Below are 12,218 nucleotides of genomic sequence, written 5' to 3' on the forward strand. Positions count from 1 at the left end.
AAGTTTAAAATTAATCCCGACTTAAATGAATAATAAATTTTTAAAAATACATGATAAATTTAGTTAAAAAATGGAGTAAAATGGAATAAACTTTCATTTAAAGACAAAAGTCAATACATTTGATATTTATTTCGTACAGATGATTTACTGGATTATTACGTGTATAGTTGTTTTGACGGTAACTTTTTTTATCGTGATCAATATGAAGGCGTTTGGTGGTGTACCAAAAGGAAAAAGGCTGAAGCGCATCAGGCAGTCGAAACTTTATAAAAAGAAACAATTCCAGAATATCAGCCATACACCTTCCCTTACAGAAGGCTACAAAATGTCAAAAGTGACTTATGATTTCTTTTTAGGAAAAAAAGATCCTCTGTTGAAACCCTTAAAAGCCATTCCATCTCTTCATACCGATTTGAAAAATTTTGATAAAAATCAGGATACCTTAATCTGGCTGGGACATTCATCTTATTACCTGCAGACAGATGGCGTTTCCTTTTTGATAGATCCTGTCCTGAGTCTTTACGGCTCACCTTTCAAATATTTTAATAAAGCTTTCAAAGGTTCAGATATTTTTAAGCCTGAAGACATTCCCGGCATAGATTATCTGGTCATCACACATGATCATTTTGACCACCTGGATTACCCAACGGTAAAATCGATCGAAGAAAGAACAGAAATGGCCATTATACCATTGGGAGTAGGAGCGCACCTGGAAAGATGGGGATATGCTGAACACAAGCTTATTGAAGAAGAATGGGGAACAGAAGTTGCCCTGAAAAATGATGTAAAAATTGTTTTCACTCCTGCCAGACATTTTTCAGGAAGAAGAGTGAGACAGAATGATACGCTTTGGAGTTCTTACGTACTGATAACACCTACTAAGAAAATTTTCCTGGGAGGAGACAGTGGCTATGATTCCCATTTTAAAGCAATAGGCGAGCAATATGGACCTTTCGATTATGCTGTTCTTGAAAACGGACAATATGGAGAGGCATGGCGGTATATTCATACACTACCTGAAGATGTTATTCAGGCTGCTATTGATCTTAAAGCACAGCGTATTATCCCGGTTCATGCAGCCAAATTTGCACTGGCACTTCATCCGTGGAATGAACCTTTACAAAAGATAACCGCCCTTGGAAAAGAAAAACAGCTGAATATCCTCACCCCGATGATCGGTGAGGTTGTACATCTGAATCAGTCAGACCAGAAATTTACAGCCTGGTGGGAAAGCTGATCAGGCATGCCAGATTTCTTTATATCTTGCGGGGTGATTTTCAAACTGTTGTCTTACAAAATCGCATTCCGGGTCTACAAGCAAATCTTTTTCTTCCGCATAGCGTACCAGCTCGTCCAGCAATAGTTTTGCATATCCTTTTCCCTCACGCTCTTCGTCAAGTTTCGTATAAAATACAATTAACAGTCTTCCATCAACCTCTATGGACATATAACCTGCCTTTTTCCCATCGATAAGTAGCTGCAATTCATCCTGATATTGAGATACCTGAAACTTTATATTTTCCATAACAATCTAAGATTTGGTTGATTAAAAATAATTTTGAGAAATTCTTTTAAAAACATTATCTCCATTAAAATTACGAAATTAAATGATATCAGATAATAGTTTTTAATAATCTTAACGAATTTTATAACATAACTGGAAAAAGATAAAAGATATTACCATTAAATATCCGTATGTCAGGATCAATAGAGGTGGGCTTTAGCCCGCCATACAATATATAATTTCTCCTACGGCTTTAGCCGAAACTTAAATATAGGTGTTTTTATAAATCTGCAATGTGTTGATTATTAATGTATAATAGGGTTGTTGTTTAATAATTCTTGGGATCTAATCATAACTTTAGAATAATTGATGTTAAGAATTTAATAAAAAATACAGAAAATAATTCAAAGATAATCAGTGGTTTATGATTTTCATTAACAAATATTAGTATTTATATTTAAGAATTGGCACTTTAATTGACTATCCCTTCATGTTTAATTTTAAAGTGGTGTGAAATGAAAAAGTTAATATTAACAGCATTATTGGTTGGGACCTTCAGTTTGAGTTATGCCCAATCAGATTATTATAATGATTACAGAAGGAGTATCTCAGATATCAACTGGCAAAGGGTAATTACTGATCTTGTGCTTTCAACAACACAGGCCAATCAGATTTACGTATTGAATGACAGATACCGTGATTATGATACGTGGAACAGAGTTTACGTAGTAGAACCTGGAAGATGGAGGAATGACCGCTATTCGGAGCTGGAAAGAATTCTGGGTAGAGAAAAGTATATCCTTTTTAAAAAGAAATATTACAGAGGTCAGAATCCGGTAATCGTCTATGGCAGAAACAAAAACGATTATAAAAAATATCGTAAACAACAGGAAAAGTATTATAAAAATCAGGAGAAATACTATAAAAAACAAAATAAACATCGCGGTCACGGACATGACGGTGATTGGGATTAAACCCATTATCAACTCTATCACTTATAACGGCTGACATTTTTTGTCAGCCATTTTATTTTTCAATATCTGATGTGATTTATTTTGTTTGATTTTTATAACTTTGATCTATGGAATCACACGAATCACTCAAAGGTTTTTATGAAAGGAATGCTCCCAATCTGGCATCTCAATGTATTGGGGTGAATAAAATGGGCCACTTCAATGTCTTTTCACGGGAGTATTGCTCTCCGCACACTCCTTACAGCAGGAGAGATTATTATAAGATTTCTTTAATTATAGGAAAGGGAAAGCTTCATTATGCTGACAAATGGATCAAAGTAGACCGTCCCGCATTATTGTTTTCCAACCCCATTATTCCTTATTCCTGGGAAGCCGATGATGAAGATCAGAAAGGCTGGTTCTGCCTTTTTACCGATCAGTTTCTGCACAATGGAAGCCGTATGGGAAACCTTCAGGATTCTCCGCTGTTCAAGATTGGAGGAACTCCGGTTTTTTTTGTAGATGAACAACAGCAGAAAATACTTGCTGAGATCTATACCAAAATGATGACGGAGATCCAGTCGGATTATATTCACAAGTATGATATGCTGAGAGCATATCTTCATCTGATGATTCATGAGACGATGAGAATGCAGCCGGCAGAAAGTTTCGAACCTTATCAGAATGCTTCACAAAGGGTTGCCTCTTTATTTATGGAATTGTTGGAAAGACAGTTTCCTATCGACAGCCCTGAGGCCTTTTTGAAATTAAAAACGCCGAATGATTATGCCCGGAGTCTTTCCATTCATGTGAATTCTTTGAACCGTTCGGTAAAAGAGATTACAGGAAAAACAACCAGCCAGCAGATCACCGCAAGGATTATTCAGGAAGCCAATGCCTTACTGAAACATACGGATTGGAATATTGCTGAGATTGCCTACGGATTAGGTTTTGAAGAACCCGCTTATTTCACCAATTATTTTAAAAAACAAACCGGAATTACTCCCAATGCCTTAAGAATGGATGTTGTTTGAATTTTATAATTCTTAGTTTGAATTCTATATCAGGGTTGGCTTCCTGATGTTCTAATTTTGTCATGTAAAATTAAATCATACCTATCATGAAATTTAAAAAATTAGGAAACACAGAAGAACAGTTATCAGCAATCGGTTTAGGATGTATGGGAATGAGTTTCGCATATGGTCCTACCGACGAGCAGGAAAGTATCAATACTTTGCACAGAGCTTTGGATTTAGGAGTTAACTTTTGGGATACGGCAGATATGTATGCCAATGGAGAAAATGAAAAACTTATTTCTAAAGTTTTAGTACCGAACAGGGATAAAATCTTCATTGCTACCAAATTCGGATTCAGGTTTAAAGATGGTAAGGCAAGCCACAGCGGTGCTCCGGGAACTTATTTCGACGGCTCTCCGGAATGGATAAGAAAGGCCGTGGATTTAAGCCTTCAAAGATTAAAGATCGATACAATCGACTTGTATTATGCGCATAGAGTAGATCCTAATGTTCCTGTAGAAGAAACGGTAGGAGCAATGGCAGAATTGGTAAAGGCAGGAAAAGTGAAATATCTTGGATTGTCTGAAGCTTCGGCAGAATCTATCAGAAAGGCTAATAAAATTCACCCTATCGCAGCATTGCAGTCAGAATATTCTATCCTTACGAAAGATGTCGAAAATGAGATTTTACCCACCATCAGAGAACTGGGGATTTCTTTGGTTCCTTATTCGCCGTTAGCAAGAGGACTCTTTACCAATATCTATGATGCACAAAATCTGGGTGATGACGATTTCAGAAAATCATTACCGCGTTATCAGCAGGAATACCTTGAAAATAACACTAAGCTGGCTAACGAAATCAACGAATTTGCAGCTTCCAAAGGAGTGAAAGGAACCCAGCTTGCCTTAGCGTGGGTACTGAACCAGGGAGATGATATCATTCCGATTCCGGGTACAAAACGAATCAAATATCTGGAAGAAAATATTGCAGCCGTCAATATAGAACTATCTCAATCAGATCTGGATACCATTGATGCCATCTTGAAAAAATACCCTAATGTAGGAGAAAGATACAATGAAGGTTCAATGAAACTGGTGAACAATTAAACACTATGTTAGATAAAAACTGAGCTTCTTACAATAAAAAGAGCTCAGTTTTTTTGTTTTTATATTTAAAATGAGTTCGACTATGAACAGAAGAGAATTATTAAAGAACGGATTATTGGCAGGTACATTGAGCATGATTCCTTTCTCCGGCTTAACGGCACAGTCTAAAACAACTGTTGAAAAAACTGGTGATGACCTTTCCGGATTTAAAAAACTGCAGCTTGGTGAGCTTGAACTATTTGTTCTTACGGACGGATATATCCATGAAGAAAACCTGAATTCATTTGCACCAAGAGGCACTGTTTCAGAATTGAAAACAATTCTTAAAGATAATTTCAGACCGGAGAATTATATTGATATGGCGATGAACATTCTATTGGTTAAAACAAAGAATAAACTCATCTTATTGGATACCGGAATGGGTATTTTCGCCGATGAAAGAAGCGGTTTTTTATTGAAAAGCCTCCAAAAAGCAGGATTTTCTCCGAAAGATGTTACCGATGTCTTTATCTCTCACGCCCATCCGGATCACATTGGCGGAGTCGTGGATAAACAAAATCAGTTTGTTTTTCCCAATGCTGATATTTTCATCTCCAAAACAGAACATGATTTCTGGATGAAAGCTTCCATCAAAGATTTCAGCAACAGTGCATTGAAAACACAACCTGGATTTCTTAATCAGATTATTCCTGCAATTCAGAATATTTTGAAAACGATTCAGCCCAAACTAAAGTTTTATGACCTTAATCATCCATTGTATGATTATTTTAGTTTTCAGTTAGCTCCCGGTCATACACCAGGATTAACCGTTACAACCATCTCTTCAGGAAATGAAAAGCTGATCTATATTGCAGACCTTATCCATTCTGATGTTGTCTTGTTTCCACACCCTGAATGGGGCTATTTTGGGGACACTGATCTGGATATCGCAACAGCTTCAAGAAAAAAACTCCTTCAGCAACTGGCGGATACCAGAATCAGAGCGTTTGCTTATCATTTACCCTGGCCGGGCCTTGGCTACACAAAGAAAAAAGAAACAGGATTTGAATGGTTTCCCGAAGCTTTTATGAATTAAGTGTCAGGTATTAGGTAATAGGTAATAGGTAATAGGTAATAGGTAATAGGTAATAGGTAATAGGTAATAGGTAATAGGTTGCAGGGATTAGGGACGACAAATAGAAATTGGAAACAAGGAAATGTTATCTTAACCAATACGAATAAAGTGCTTGGCATTCCCATCCTCTGGAGGGGTGTCAAAAATTCAAAGAATTTTTGACGGGGTGGTCAAAACGGAATGATACATCATACATGCAATACAATCAATAGCAGCGGACTTTAGTCCGCTTTCAAAAACAGTATTCCTCTATCCGCCTTCAGCCAAAACTTATTCATCACCTCACTGAAACAACAGATCCTCCCAGGCAACGGAAGGATCTGTTTCAAACATAAGAAAATGTGAGTTTATTAATGTTACGCTTCTCCAAATACCAATTCAGGAGAATACAGCTTTCTGAACATGATGTAAGTTACCGTTAACACAGAAAAGGCAATAATTGCATCTACCGTAGACGGAAAACCCAGGACCGCAATTTTTGAAAAGAAAGCAAAAAGAATATCAAAGAACATTCCTGCAAACACCCATTCTTTTAGTCTCAATAATTTATTGGGAAGCAAAAGAACTATAACTCCGGAGATTTTAAAAATTCCTAATATATAAATAAAATGAGGCGGATATCCAAGCTGTCGCGTAATATCCCATACAACCGGATTTTTTGTCAGTTCAAAGAAACCGCTGGCTCCAAACCATAATGACATAAAAATAGCACCTGACCAATAGATAATTTTTGTAGTTTTTGTTTTCATTGTTGTAATTTTTAGTGATAATTAAATTGTATAGTATTTTATTTAAAAGCTGTTTTTGCTGATCCTGAGATTTCTCCCGTTCTCCTATTTTGAATAAAAGCGATGACTTCCCAGTTTTCCGGAGAAAAGCCTTCCGGAAGTTTAAATGTTGTGATTCCTTCCTGCTGTTTATTCAATGAGATGAGGTTTTGCTTGTGGACAATCTGCCAGTGATGCAGATGACGTCCTTCATTTTCACCTTTCCCAACCTCCGTGGAAGAATGTTTTTCAACCAGATTAACGAGCAGTATATTCTGAGGATCCGCGGAAGGTGTTTTATACTGAACATCAATTTTATGCTGAGAAATGGCGGCAGATAACTCTACATGTATTTTTTTAGAAGTAATCAGAGCTTTCCGGATGGCATTTCTGATATTATTTTCATCAGATCCTACAAATTCTGTTTTTCCGTTCACTACCAGCTGTGGAGTATAAACCTGTGAATTCAATATTCGGCTGTACTGCTGTTGCCGTTGAGAGTTTTCAGCCGTACTGAACCGGTCCTTCCATCCGAGACGGTTCCAGTAATCAACATGGTAGGAGAGAAGGTAAACAGGCTCATCTTTGTATTCCTTTTCAATTTTTCCCATCAGTTCATCTGCAGGAGGACAGCTTGAACAGCCTTCTGAAGTAAAGAGTTCCAAAACAGCAAATCCGTTATTCTCAGAAGCTTTAGATTGTGATGTCTTTTGTTCTTTATTTTGATGAATAAATGCTGAGGCTGCAAATAATACTGCGGTAAAAGCGCTTACTGTAATTAAGTTTTTTAGTATCATGTCTTTTAATTTGATTCAAAAGTAGATACTTGATAAAGGTAAAAGAATACAAAATAGGTTCAACCGGACAAATTAAGAGGTGAATCCGGAAATTGTGAGGGGAAGGGTTTTAGGATGGAAGCTGGAAGTGGGAGGCTGGAAGTTTCTGAGCACGAAATTGAATAGAGGTTTATTTTTAATATAAGCCAGGAAGCTTAAAAAATTAACAAAAGAAACCCTGATCATCTCAATCAGGGCTATAGTATATTTAAATAAAAATTTTATTGATTATAAAGCCTTCAAGTACTTCCAGTACCCAGCTTCCAGCTTCCTTTCTCCTCTACCTGTCCTCAAGCCACGTAAAAAAACTATGCGTTTTTTCTTTATTAATTAAAAGTTTTTCGGGAGTTTCAACGGTAAGCTTTACGAGTATTTTACGCTGAAAATAATGCTCCATTTCTTTAATCGCTTTAAAATTAACGAGATATTGCCTGTTGACTCTGAAGAATTGTTTGTCGGAAACCTGTTCCGCTACTTGTCCTAAAGGCTGGGTAAGAGGAAACTGTTCCTTTGTGAATGTAACCAGGTGGGTGATCTCATTATGAATGTAAAAATAAGCAATGTCTTCGGTAGGAATGGTGGTGTATTTCTGATTTTTAAAAACCAGAAAACTACTCTTACCTGCGACAGTAGGCTGGCTAATTTTCTGTATCAGAGACTCCAGGTCCGGAAGATCATTTTTCTGGAAGAATTTTTTCAGTTCATCAACCTTTCGCAGGGCTTCGGCAATATCTTCCCTGGAAAAAGGTTTCAAAACATAATCAACTCCTTTACTTTTAAAAGCATCCAGCATATACTGATCAAAGGCAGTACAGAAAACCACTGGGCAGGTAATCTCCACCGATTTGAAAATTTCAAAGGAGAGTCCGTCCGAAAGATGGATATCCATAAAAATAAGGTCAGGTTTGATCTCCTTTAAGCCTTCAATACTTGTTTCAATACTGTCGTAAACACCCAGTATCTTTGATTCCGGTTTTAAGTCTGAAATTAAATTCTGCAGGGATTTTGCCGCCCTGAATTCATCTTCAATAATGATTATATTCATGGATTAATGGTAGTTTTATCTGAAATGTTTTTTCGTCTGAATGAATGGTAATATCCTTTTCCAATAAATGTTTGTAGCGCATTTTAATATTGTCCAGTCCAACACCCAAAGAATCTTCGGGGGTTACTTTTCGCTGTATAAGATTTTCAATAACAATTTTGTCATCTGCATTATAGATTTTGATGTGTAAGGGCTTACTTTGCGAGACAATATTATGTTTGATACAGTTCTCCACCAATAGCTGAAGGGTAAAAGGAGGAATAAGCGTTTGAGCGGTTTCTTTTCCAAGTTCGTTGGTAAACTTAATCCCTTCTCCAAAACGGGCTTTCTGAAGAAAAAGATAAGAATCCACGATTTTCATTTCTTCCTGAACGCTGATCAGATCCAGCTTACGGCTTTCCAGTGTAAAACGGTAAAAATCAGAAAGCTTGACAATAAAATCAACGGTTTCTTCGTCATGAGTCTCTGCCATTAATTTTAACGTATTCAAACTGTTGAAAAGAAAATGCGGATTGATCTGCTGTTTTAATAATTCATACTGAGCACCCAGATTATCACTCTTTACCTTTTCCAGTTCAAGCTGTATCTGCTGCCCTGTATAGTTGTTCTGAAGCAGCGTAAGAAACATATAGCAAACCAGGTTGATTAAAATACCCCTTACTTCCACCATCAGCATTACAGGACCAAAATTGATATGAGACAGAATCAGCTGCTGAATCCATGCCAGTCCAAACATAATCACCATCCCGAAAGCCAGTACCACCATCAATCTGGAATAAGAGATATGCTGTCTGCGTTTTCCTGTACGGTTCAGCATATAGATATTGATATACCACATGATGACGGAAAATGCTGCTGTAATGGCCGAGTTTACTGCGGCCTCTTTCCAGTTGAACTCATGAGACGCCAGTTGGGGTACAGAAGATAGAACTCCCAGGAAAACGGAGCTTATCCAGATGATGGCCGGTGAGATTTTTATTTTTTGCTGTTGCATGAAATCTGCTGATTTGAAAAGGTTAAATTAATGTTTTTATTGGAAATATTATGATAAATAGTGAAACAGAAATTTTATTATGGCCTCACTACAGGACGGTAGCTCATGAAATACTGTATTCTTTCTTTTGGGTTTGAGAAAGTATTCTCAGGCTGATCATTTTTAAGATCATAAGAGACATTTCCGGCACTGTCTGCCTGAACAGTTTCGATACTTACCAGTTCTCCGGTGATGGTTCCGCCAATATACTGAGGATTGTCATGGTATTTCCAGGTAACCAGTTTCATCACAGCACCTGCTTCAGGGGTCTGGATTTCTTTTGTTAAAGATTCCAGTGCTTTTTCGTTCCCATATAAGGCAGACATAGTTTCTTTTTTAGGATTTAAAGAATTAGAGATAAATTTGAGAGGTCCCGGGTCAAAAACAACCCTTGAAAGGCCATTATCCGTATTACTATTTTCTTTGCTGCAGGCGGTAAGAGAAACAAGGCTTACCAATAAGATCAGGATTGTATTTTTCATTTTTTCTGTAAATTTTGAATGAGTCTTTGGGTGTTTACTTTCATGGGAACATCAAACAGATATCCTGTTTTTTCAGCGAGTTGTCTGTGGCAGGCAATGCAGGATTCTTTGGCGAAAGAAGCGGTTTTTCCTGTCGGATGAAGATCATCTCCGGAAAATTTTGCAAATCCCCAACCCTCTGTATCTTGATACTGCTTGGAATCTTTAACCATAAACTGTGCGTTGATAAACTTTCCGGGTCTGATTTCTCCATCCGGAAGCTCTTCTTGTTTCCATACGGATTTTACTACCACACTTCCGTCCGGCCACGGATGAAAATTCTCAATTTCCACAGCCTTTACCGCAATATCATTTCCATAAATTACACGAATAGAGTTATCAAACAGCGTACTCATACTGATTACTTTCCAGTTCTTAAAATCATCGGTGTATCGAACCCCATTGGGAGAAACCGGGAAATTGGTTGATGCCGGAACAGGTACAGTGGATGATACCTGAGGTGTCTCAATCTTTTTTTGAACAGAAGGATCTGCTGAGGATAATGAAAGTGTATATTTTTTGATCGTTTCAATATCTTTTGCCGTAATCTTAGCTGAAGGATGCAGAAGGGTGTACTCATGGAGAGGCATTTTACCACTTTGCATCATATTGAGAATAGCGTACATTTTTCCCTGATGTTCTGCAGGAGATAACTTTTCCCATTCTGAGAAGTTCAGGACTTCTCTGGCTCTTTTGATATCTTTGTTTACAGCCCAGGAAACAGGAGCAAGTTTATCATACCAGCTTAAATTCTGCTGATTGGAATGACAGCTGAAACATGAGTTTTCAAGAATACTGATCACTTCCTTTGGAGCTTCAATTTTCCTTGTAACCGGTTTTCCTTCCAAAGGTTTACTGAATAACTGCAGCCCTCCGAAGATTCCTAATATTGCCAGAAAGACAATGGCGATGGGATTTCTTTTTTTCTTTACGGTATCCATAATGAGTATTGTTTTTATTTTCTGATTCAAAAGTAGCTGGGAAGCCCGTACTGTGAAATGGAAAACAGACTGAGCTGGACAAATCAAAAGGCGAATCCGGAATTTTTAACCCCGAAAATTCACATGAAAAATCCCGGTAACACAATTACCGGGATTTGATTAAATCTGTTGTTTATAAAGTAATACCACCATCTATCACAATTTCAGTTCCGGTGACATACCCGGAAGAATCGTTATCGGCTAAATAAGTAACCAGTTTCGCAACTTCCTCAGCAGTTCCCATTTTCTTTAATAGGATCTGATCTATGAGATGATTTTGAATATTTTTCAACGTTTCTTCATCCAGCCCGGCTTTACTCATGATTTCGGTTTGTATAGGACCCGGGCTTATCATATTTACTCTGATTTTTCTTGGAGCTAATTCTGCTGCTGCCGTTTTGGCAATAGAATTTAATGCTGCTTTGCTTGCCTGGTAAGCGGAACTGTTGGGTTTATAAGTAGAAGCCACAATAGAAGATAAAAAGATGACAGAAGCACCATCATTTAATAATGGAATGAATTTGCTTAAAGTAAAATAAGCTCCCCTGAAATTAATATTCATCACCTGATCAAAATTTTCGATATCCATTTTTTCAATAGGAGTCAGTGTACCTGTAATTCCTGCATTGATAAACAGGATGTCTATTTTCCCGAACTGTTTCTCAATATTTTCTTTTAAAAGATCAATATCGTTAAGGTTGGCCTGATCTGCGATAAACGGAATGGCACCAAGTTCGCGGGCTGCTATTTCTACAGCATCTTTTCGCCTTCCGGTAATGATCACGGTTGCTCCTTCTGAAATAAGTTCTTTTGCCGCAGCGAATCCGATCCCGCTGTTTCCTCCTGTTACGATAGCCAGTTTATTACTGAATTTTTTCATTGTAAATTTTTTGACAAAGTTATTTCAAAATGGTATACTTTTGTAACCAGTATCACAGAGTATATCAGTATCATTCATGATATCACTTAATTTTGCAACTATGGAAAGAAACCAAAACGAAGAACTAAGAGCGTTACAGGATACCCTTTATTTTATCGGAGGAAAATGGCGTATTCCTGTTATCAATTCACTTTGTAACGGAAACAGACGTTTCAGGGAAATTGAACGAAGTATTCCCGGAATTACCACCAGAATGCTTTCCAAAGAACTGAAAGATATGGAACTGAATAAACTGCTAAAACGCACCGTTTATCCCGAAACTCCTGTTTTAATAGAATATGAATCCACAGAATACTGCCGAACCTTTGGAAATATCATTCAGGAAATGATCAACTGGGGTAGGGAGCATAGGAGAGTGATTGTGGAGGATAGAAAATAATACCAACAAAAAACCTCTCACGAA

At 37.3% G+C, this 12,218-nt stretch carries 14 protein-coding genes; 6 read left to right on the plus strand and 8 right to left on the minus strand.

Annotated elements, in window-relative coordinates; translation table 11 throughout:
• Positions 1-139 precede the first annotated feature (139 nt).
• Positions 140-1,237, plus strand: a complete 1,098-nt coding sequence (locus tag AC5YGI_RS17520; RefSeq protein ID WP_330746856.1) for an MBL fold metallo-hydrolase — start codon at positions 140-142, stop codon at positions 1,235-1,237.
• Here AC5YGI_RS17520 and AC5YGI_RS17525 read toward each other — a convergent pair whose 3' ends face one another.
• On the minus strand, positions 1,238-1,525 hold the full coding sequence (locus AC5YGI_RS17525) for a GNAT family N-acetyltransferase (protein WP_047433564.1): 288 nt from the start codon (positions 1,523-1,525) through the stop codon (positions 1,238-1,240).
• 494 nt (positions 1,526-2,019) lie between these two features.
• Between AC5YGI_RS17525 and AC5YGI_RS17530 the strand changes: the two genes are divergently transcribed.
• From AC5YGI_RS17530 to AC5YGI_RS17545, 4 genes are all read left to right on the plus strand, one after another.
• Complete coding sequence (locus tag AC5YGI_RS17530; protein WP_330746855.1) at positions 2,020-2,478, plus strand: hypothetical protein; 459 nt, start codon at positions 2,020-2,022, stop codon at positions 2,476-2,478.
• Between the two features lie 107 nt (positions 2,479-2,585).
• Complete coding sequence (locus AC5YGI_RS17535; RefSeq protein WP_202838572.1) at positions 2,586-3,491, plus strand: helix-turn-helix domain-containing protein; 906 nt, start codon at positions 2,586-2,588, stop codon at positions 3,489-3,491.
• 86 nt (positions 3,492-3,577) lie between these two features.
• Positions 3,578-4,579 carry an aldo/keto reductase gene (locus tag AC5YGI_RS17540; protein ID WP_496169067.1) on the plus strand — a complete coding sequence of 334 codons (1,002 nt, stop codon included), beginning with the start codon at positions 3,578-3,580 and terminating at the stop codon, positions 4,577-4,579.
• An 82-nt stretch (positions 4,580-4,661) separates the two neighbouring features.
• Positions 4,662-5,654: an MBL fold metallo-hydrolase gene (locus AC5YGI_RS17545; protein WP_496169068.1), complete on the plus strand. Its 993-nt coding sequence runs from the start codon at positions 4,662-4,664 to the stop codon at positions 5,652-5,654.
• 395 nt (positions 5,655-6,049) lie between these two features.
• Here AC5YGI_RS17545 and AC5YGI_RS17550 read toward each other — a convergent pair whose 3' ends face one another.
• From AC5YGI_RS17550 to AC5YGI_RS17580, 7 genes are all read right to left on the minus strand, one after another.
• The gene (locus AC5YGI_RS17550; RefSeq protein ID WP_496169070.1) at positions 6,050-6,442 is read right to left on the minus strand and encodes a DoxX family protein; all 393 of its coding nucleotides are present in this window, start codon (positions 6,440-6,442) and stop codon (positions 6,050-6,052) included.
• Between the two features lie 38 nt (positions 6,443-6,480).
• On the minus strand, positions 6,481-7,257 hold the full coding sequence (locus AC5YGI_RS17555) for a DUF1223 domain-containing protein (protein WP_496169072.1): 777 nt from the start codon (positions 7,255-7,257) through the stop codon (positions 6,481-6,483).
• A gap of 319 nt (positions 7,258-7,576) precedes the next feature.
• Positions 7,577-8,341, minus strand: coding sequence for a LytR/AlgR family response regulator transcription factor (locus AC5YGI_RS17560; protein WP_446105481.1), 765 nt, complete (start codon positions 8,339-8,341; stop codon positions 7,577-7,579).
• On the minus strand, positions 8,322-9,335 hold the full coding sequence (locus AC5YGI_RS17565) for a sensor histidine kinase (protein ID WP_496169074.1): 1,014 nt from the start codon (positions 9,333-9,335) through the stop codon (positions 8,322-8,324). Before AC5YGI_RS17565 ends, AC5YGI_RS17560 begins: the two co-directional genes overlap by 20 nt.
• 77 nt (positions 9,336-9,412) lie before the next feature.
• A complete protein-coding gene (locus AC5YGI_RS17570; RefSeq protein ID WP_496169076.1) occupies positions 9,413-9,856 on the minus strand; it encodes a hypothetical protein in 444 nt (147 codons plus the stop codon).
• Positions 9,853-10,836, minus strand: coding sequence for a heme-binding domain-containing protein (locus AC5YGI_RS17575; protein ID WP_496169078.1), 984 nt, complete (start codon positions 10,834-10,836; stop codon positions 9,853-9,855). Before AC5YGI_RS17575 ends, AC5YGI_RS17570 begins: the two co-directional genes overlap by 4 nt.
• A 172-nt stretch (positions 10,837-11,008) precedes the next feature.
• Positions 11,009-11,755, minus strand: a complete 747-nt coding sequence (locus tag AC5YGI_RS17580; RefSeq protein WP_496169080.1) for an SDR family oxidoreductase — start codon at positions 11,753-11,755, stop codon at positions 11,009-11,011.
• A gap of 100 nt (positions 11,756-11,855) precedes the next feature.
• Here AC5YGI_RS17580 and AC5YGI_RS17585 point away from each other — a divergent pair, with 100 nt between their 5' ends.
• A complete protein-coding gene (locus AC5YGI_RS17585; RefSeq protein ID WP_496169082.1) occupies positions 11,856-12,194 on the plus strand; it encodes a winged helix-turn-helix transcriptional regulator in 339 nt (112 codons plus the stop codon).
• Positions 12,195-12,218: the final 24 nt, after the last annotated feature.

It is taken from the genome of Chryseobacterium sp. CS3K3.1, from assembly GCF_059515165.1.

What these genes read in the sequence shown, in the direction of transcription:
- AC5YGI_RS17575 (WP_496169078.1), bottom strand. Translation starts at nt 10,836, where the DNA reads ATGGATACCGTAAAGAAAAAAAGAAATCCCATCGCCATTGTCTTTCTG.
- AC5YGI_RS17545 (WP_496169068.1), top strand. Translation starts at nt 4,662, where the DNA reads ATGAACAGAAGAGAATTATTAAAGAACGGATTATTGGCAGGTACATTG.
- AC5YGI_RS17530 (WP_330746855.1), top strand. Translation starts at nt 2,020, where the DNA reads ATGAAAAAGTTAATATTAACAGCATTATTGGTTGGGACCTTCAGTTTG.
- AC5YGI_RS17580 (WP_496169080.1), bottom strand. Translation starts at nt 11,755, where the DNA reads ATGAAAAAATTCAGTAATAAACTGGCTATCGTAACAGGAGGAAACAGC.
- AC5YGI_RS17520 (WP_330746856.1), top strand. Translation starts at nt 140, where the DNA reads ATGATTTACTGGATTATTACGTGTATAGTTGTTTTGACGGTAACTTTT.
- AC5YGI_RS17555 (WP_496169072.1), bottom strand. Translation starts at nt 7,257, where the DNA reads ATGATACTAAAAAACTTAATTACAGTAAGCGCTTTTACCGCAGTATTA.
- AC5YGI_RS17540 (WP_496169067.1), top strand. Translation starts at nt 3,578, where the DNA reads ATGAAATTTAAAAAATTAGGAAACACAGAAGAACAGTTATCAGCAATC.
- AC5YGI_RS17550 (WP_496169070.1), bottom strand. Translation starts at nt 6,442, where the DNA reads ATGAAAACAAAAACTACAAAAATTATCTATTGGTCAGGTGCTATTTTT.
- AC5YGI_RS17560 (WP_446105481.1), bottom strand. Translation starts at nt 8,341, where the DNA reads ATGAATATAATCATTATTGAAGATGAATTCAGGGCGGCAAAATCCCTG.
- AC5YGI_RS17525 (WP_047433564.1), bottom strand. Translation starts at nt 1,525, where the DNA reads ATGGAAAATATAAAGTTTCAGGTATCTCAATATCAGGATGAATTGCAG.
- AC5YGI_RS17535 (WP_202838572.1), top strand. Translation starts at nt 2,586, where the DNA reads ATGGAATCACACGAATCACTCAAAGGTTTTTATGAAAGGAATGCTCCC.
- AC5YGI_RS17565 (WP_496169074.1), bottom strand. Translation starts at nt 9,335, where the DNA reads ATGCAACAGCAAAAAATAAAAATCTCACCGGCCATCATCTGGATAAGC.
- AC5YGI_RS17570 (WP_496169076.1), bottom strand. Translation starts at nt 9,856, where the DNA reads ATGAAAAATACAATCCTGATCTTATTGGTAAGCCTTGTTTCTCTTACC.
- AC5YGI_RS17585 (WP_496169082.1), top strand. Translation starts at nt 11,856, where the DNA reads ATGGAAAGAAACCAAAACGAAGAACTAAGAGCGTTACAGGATACCCTT.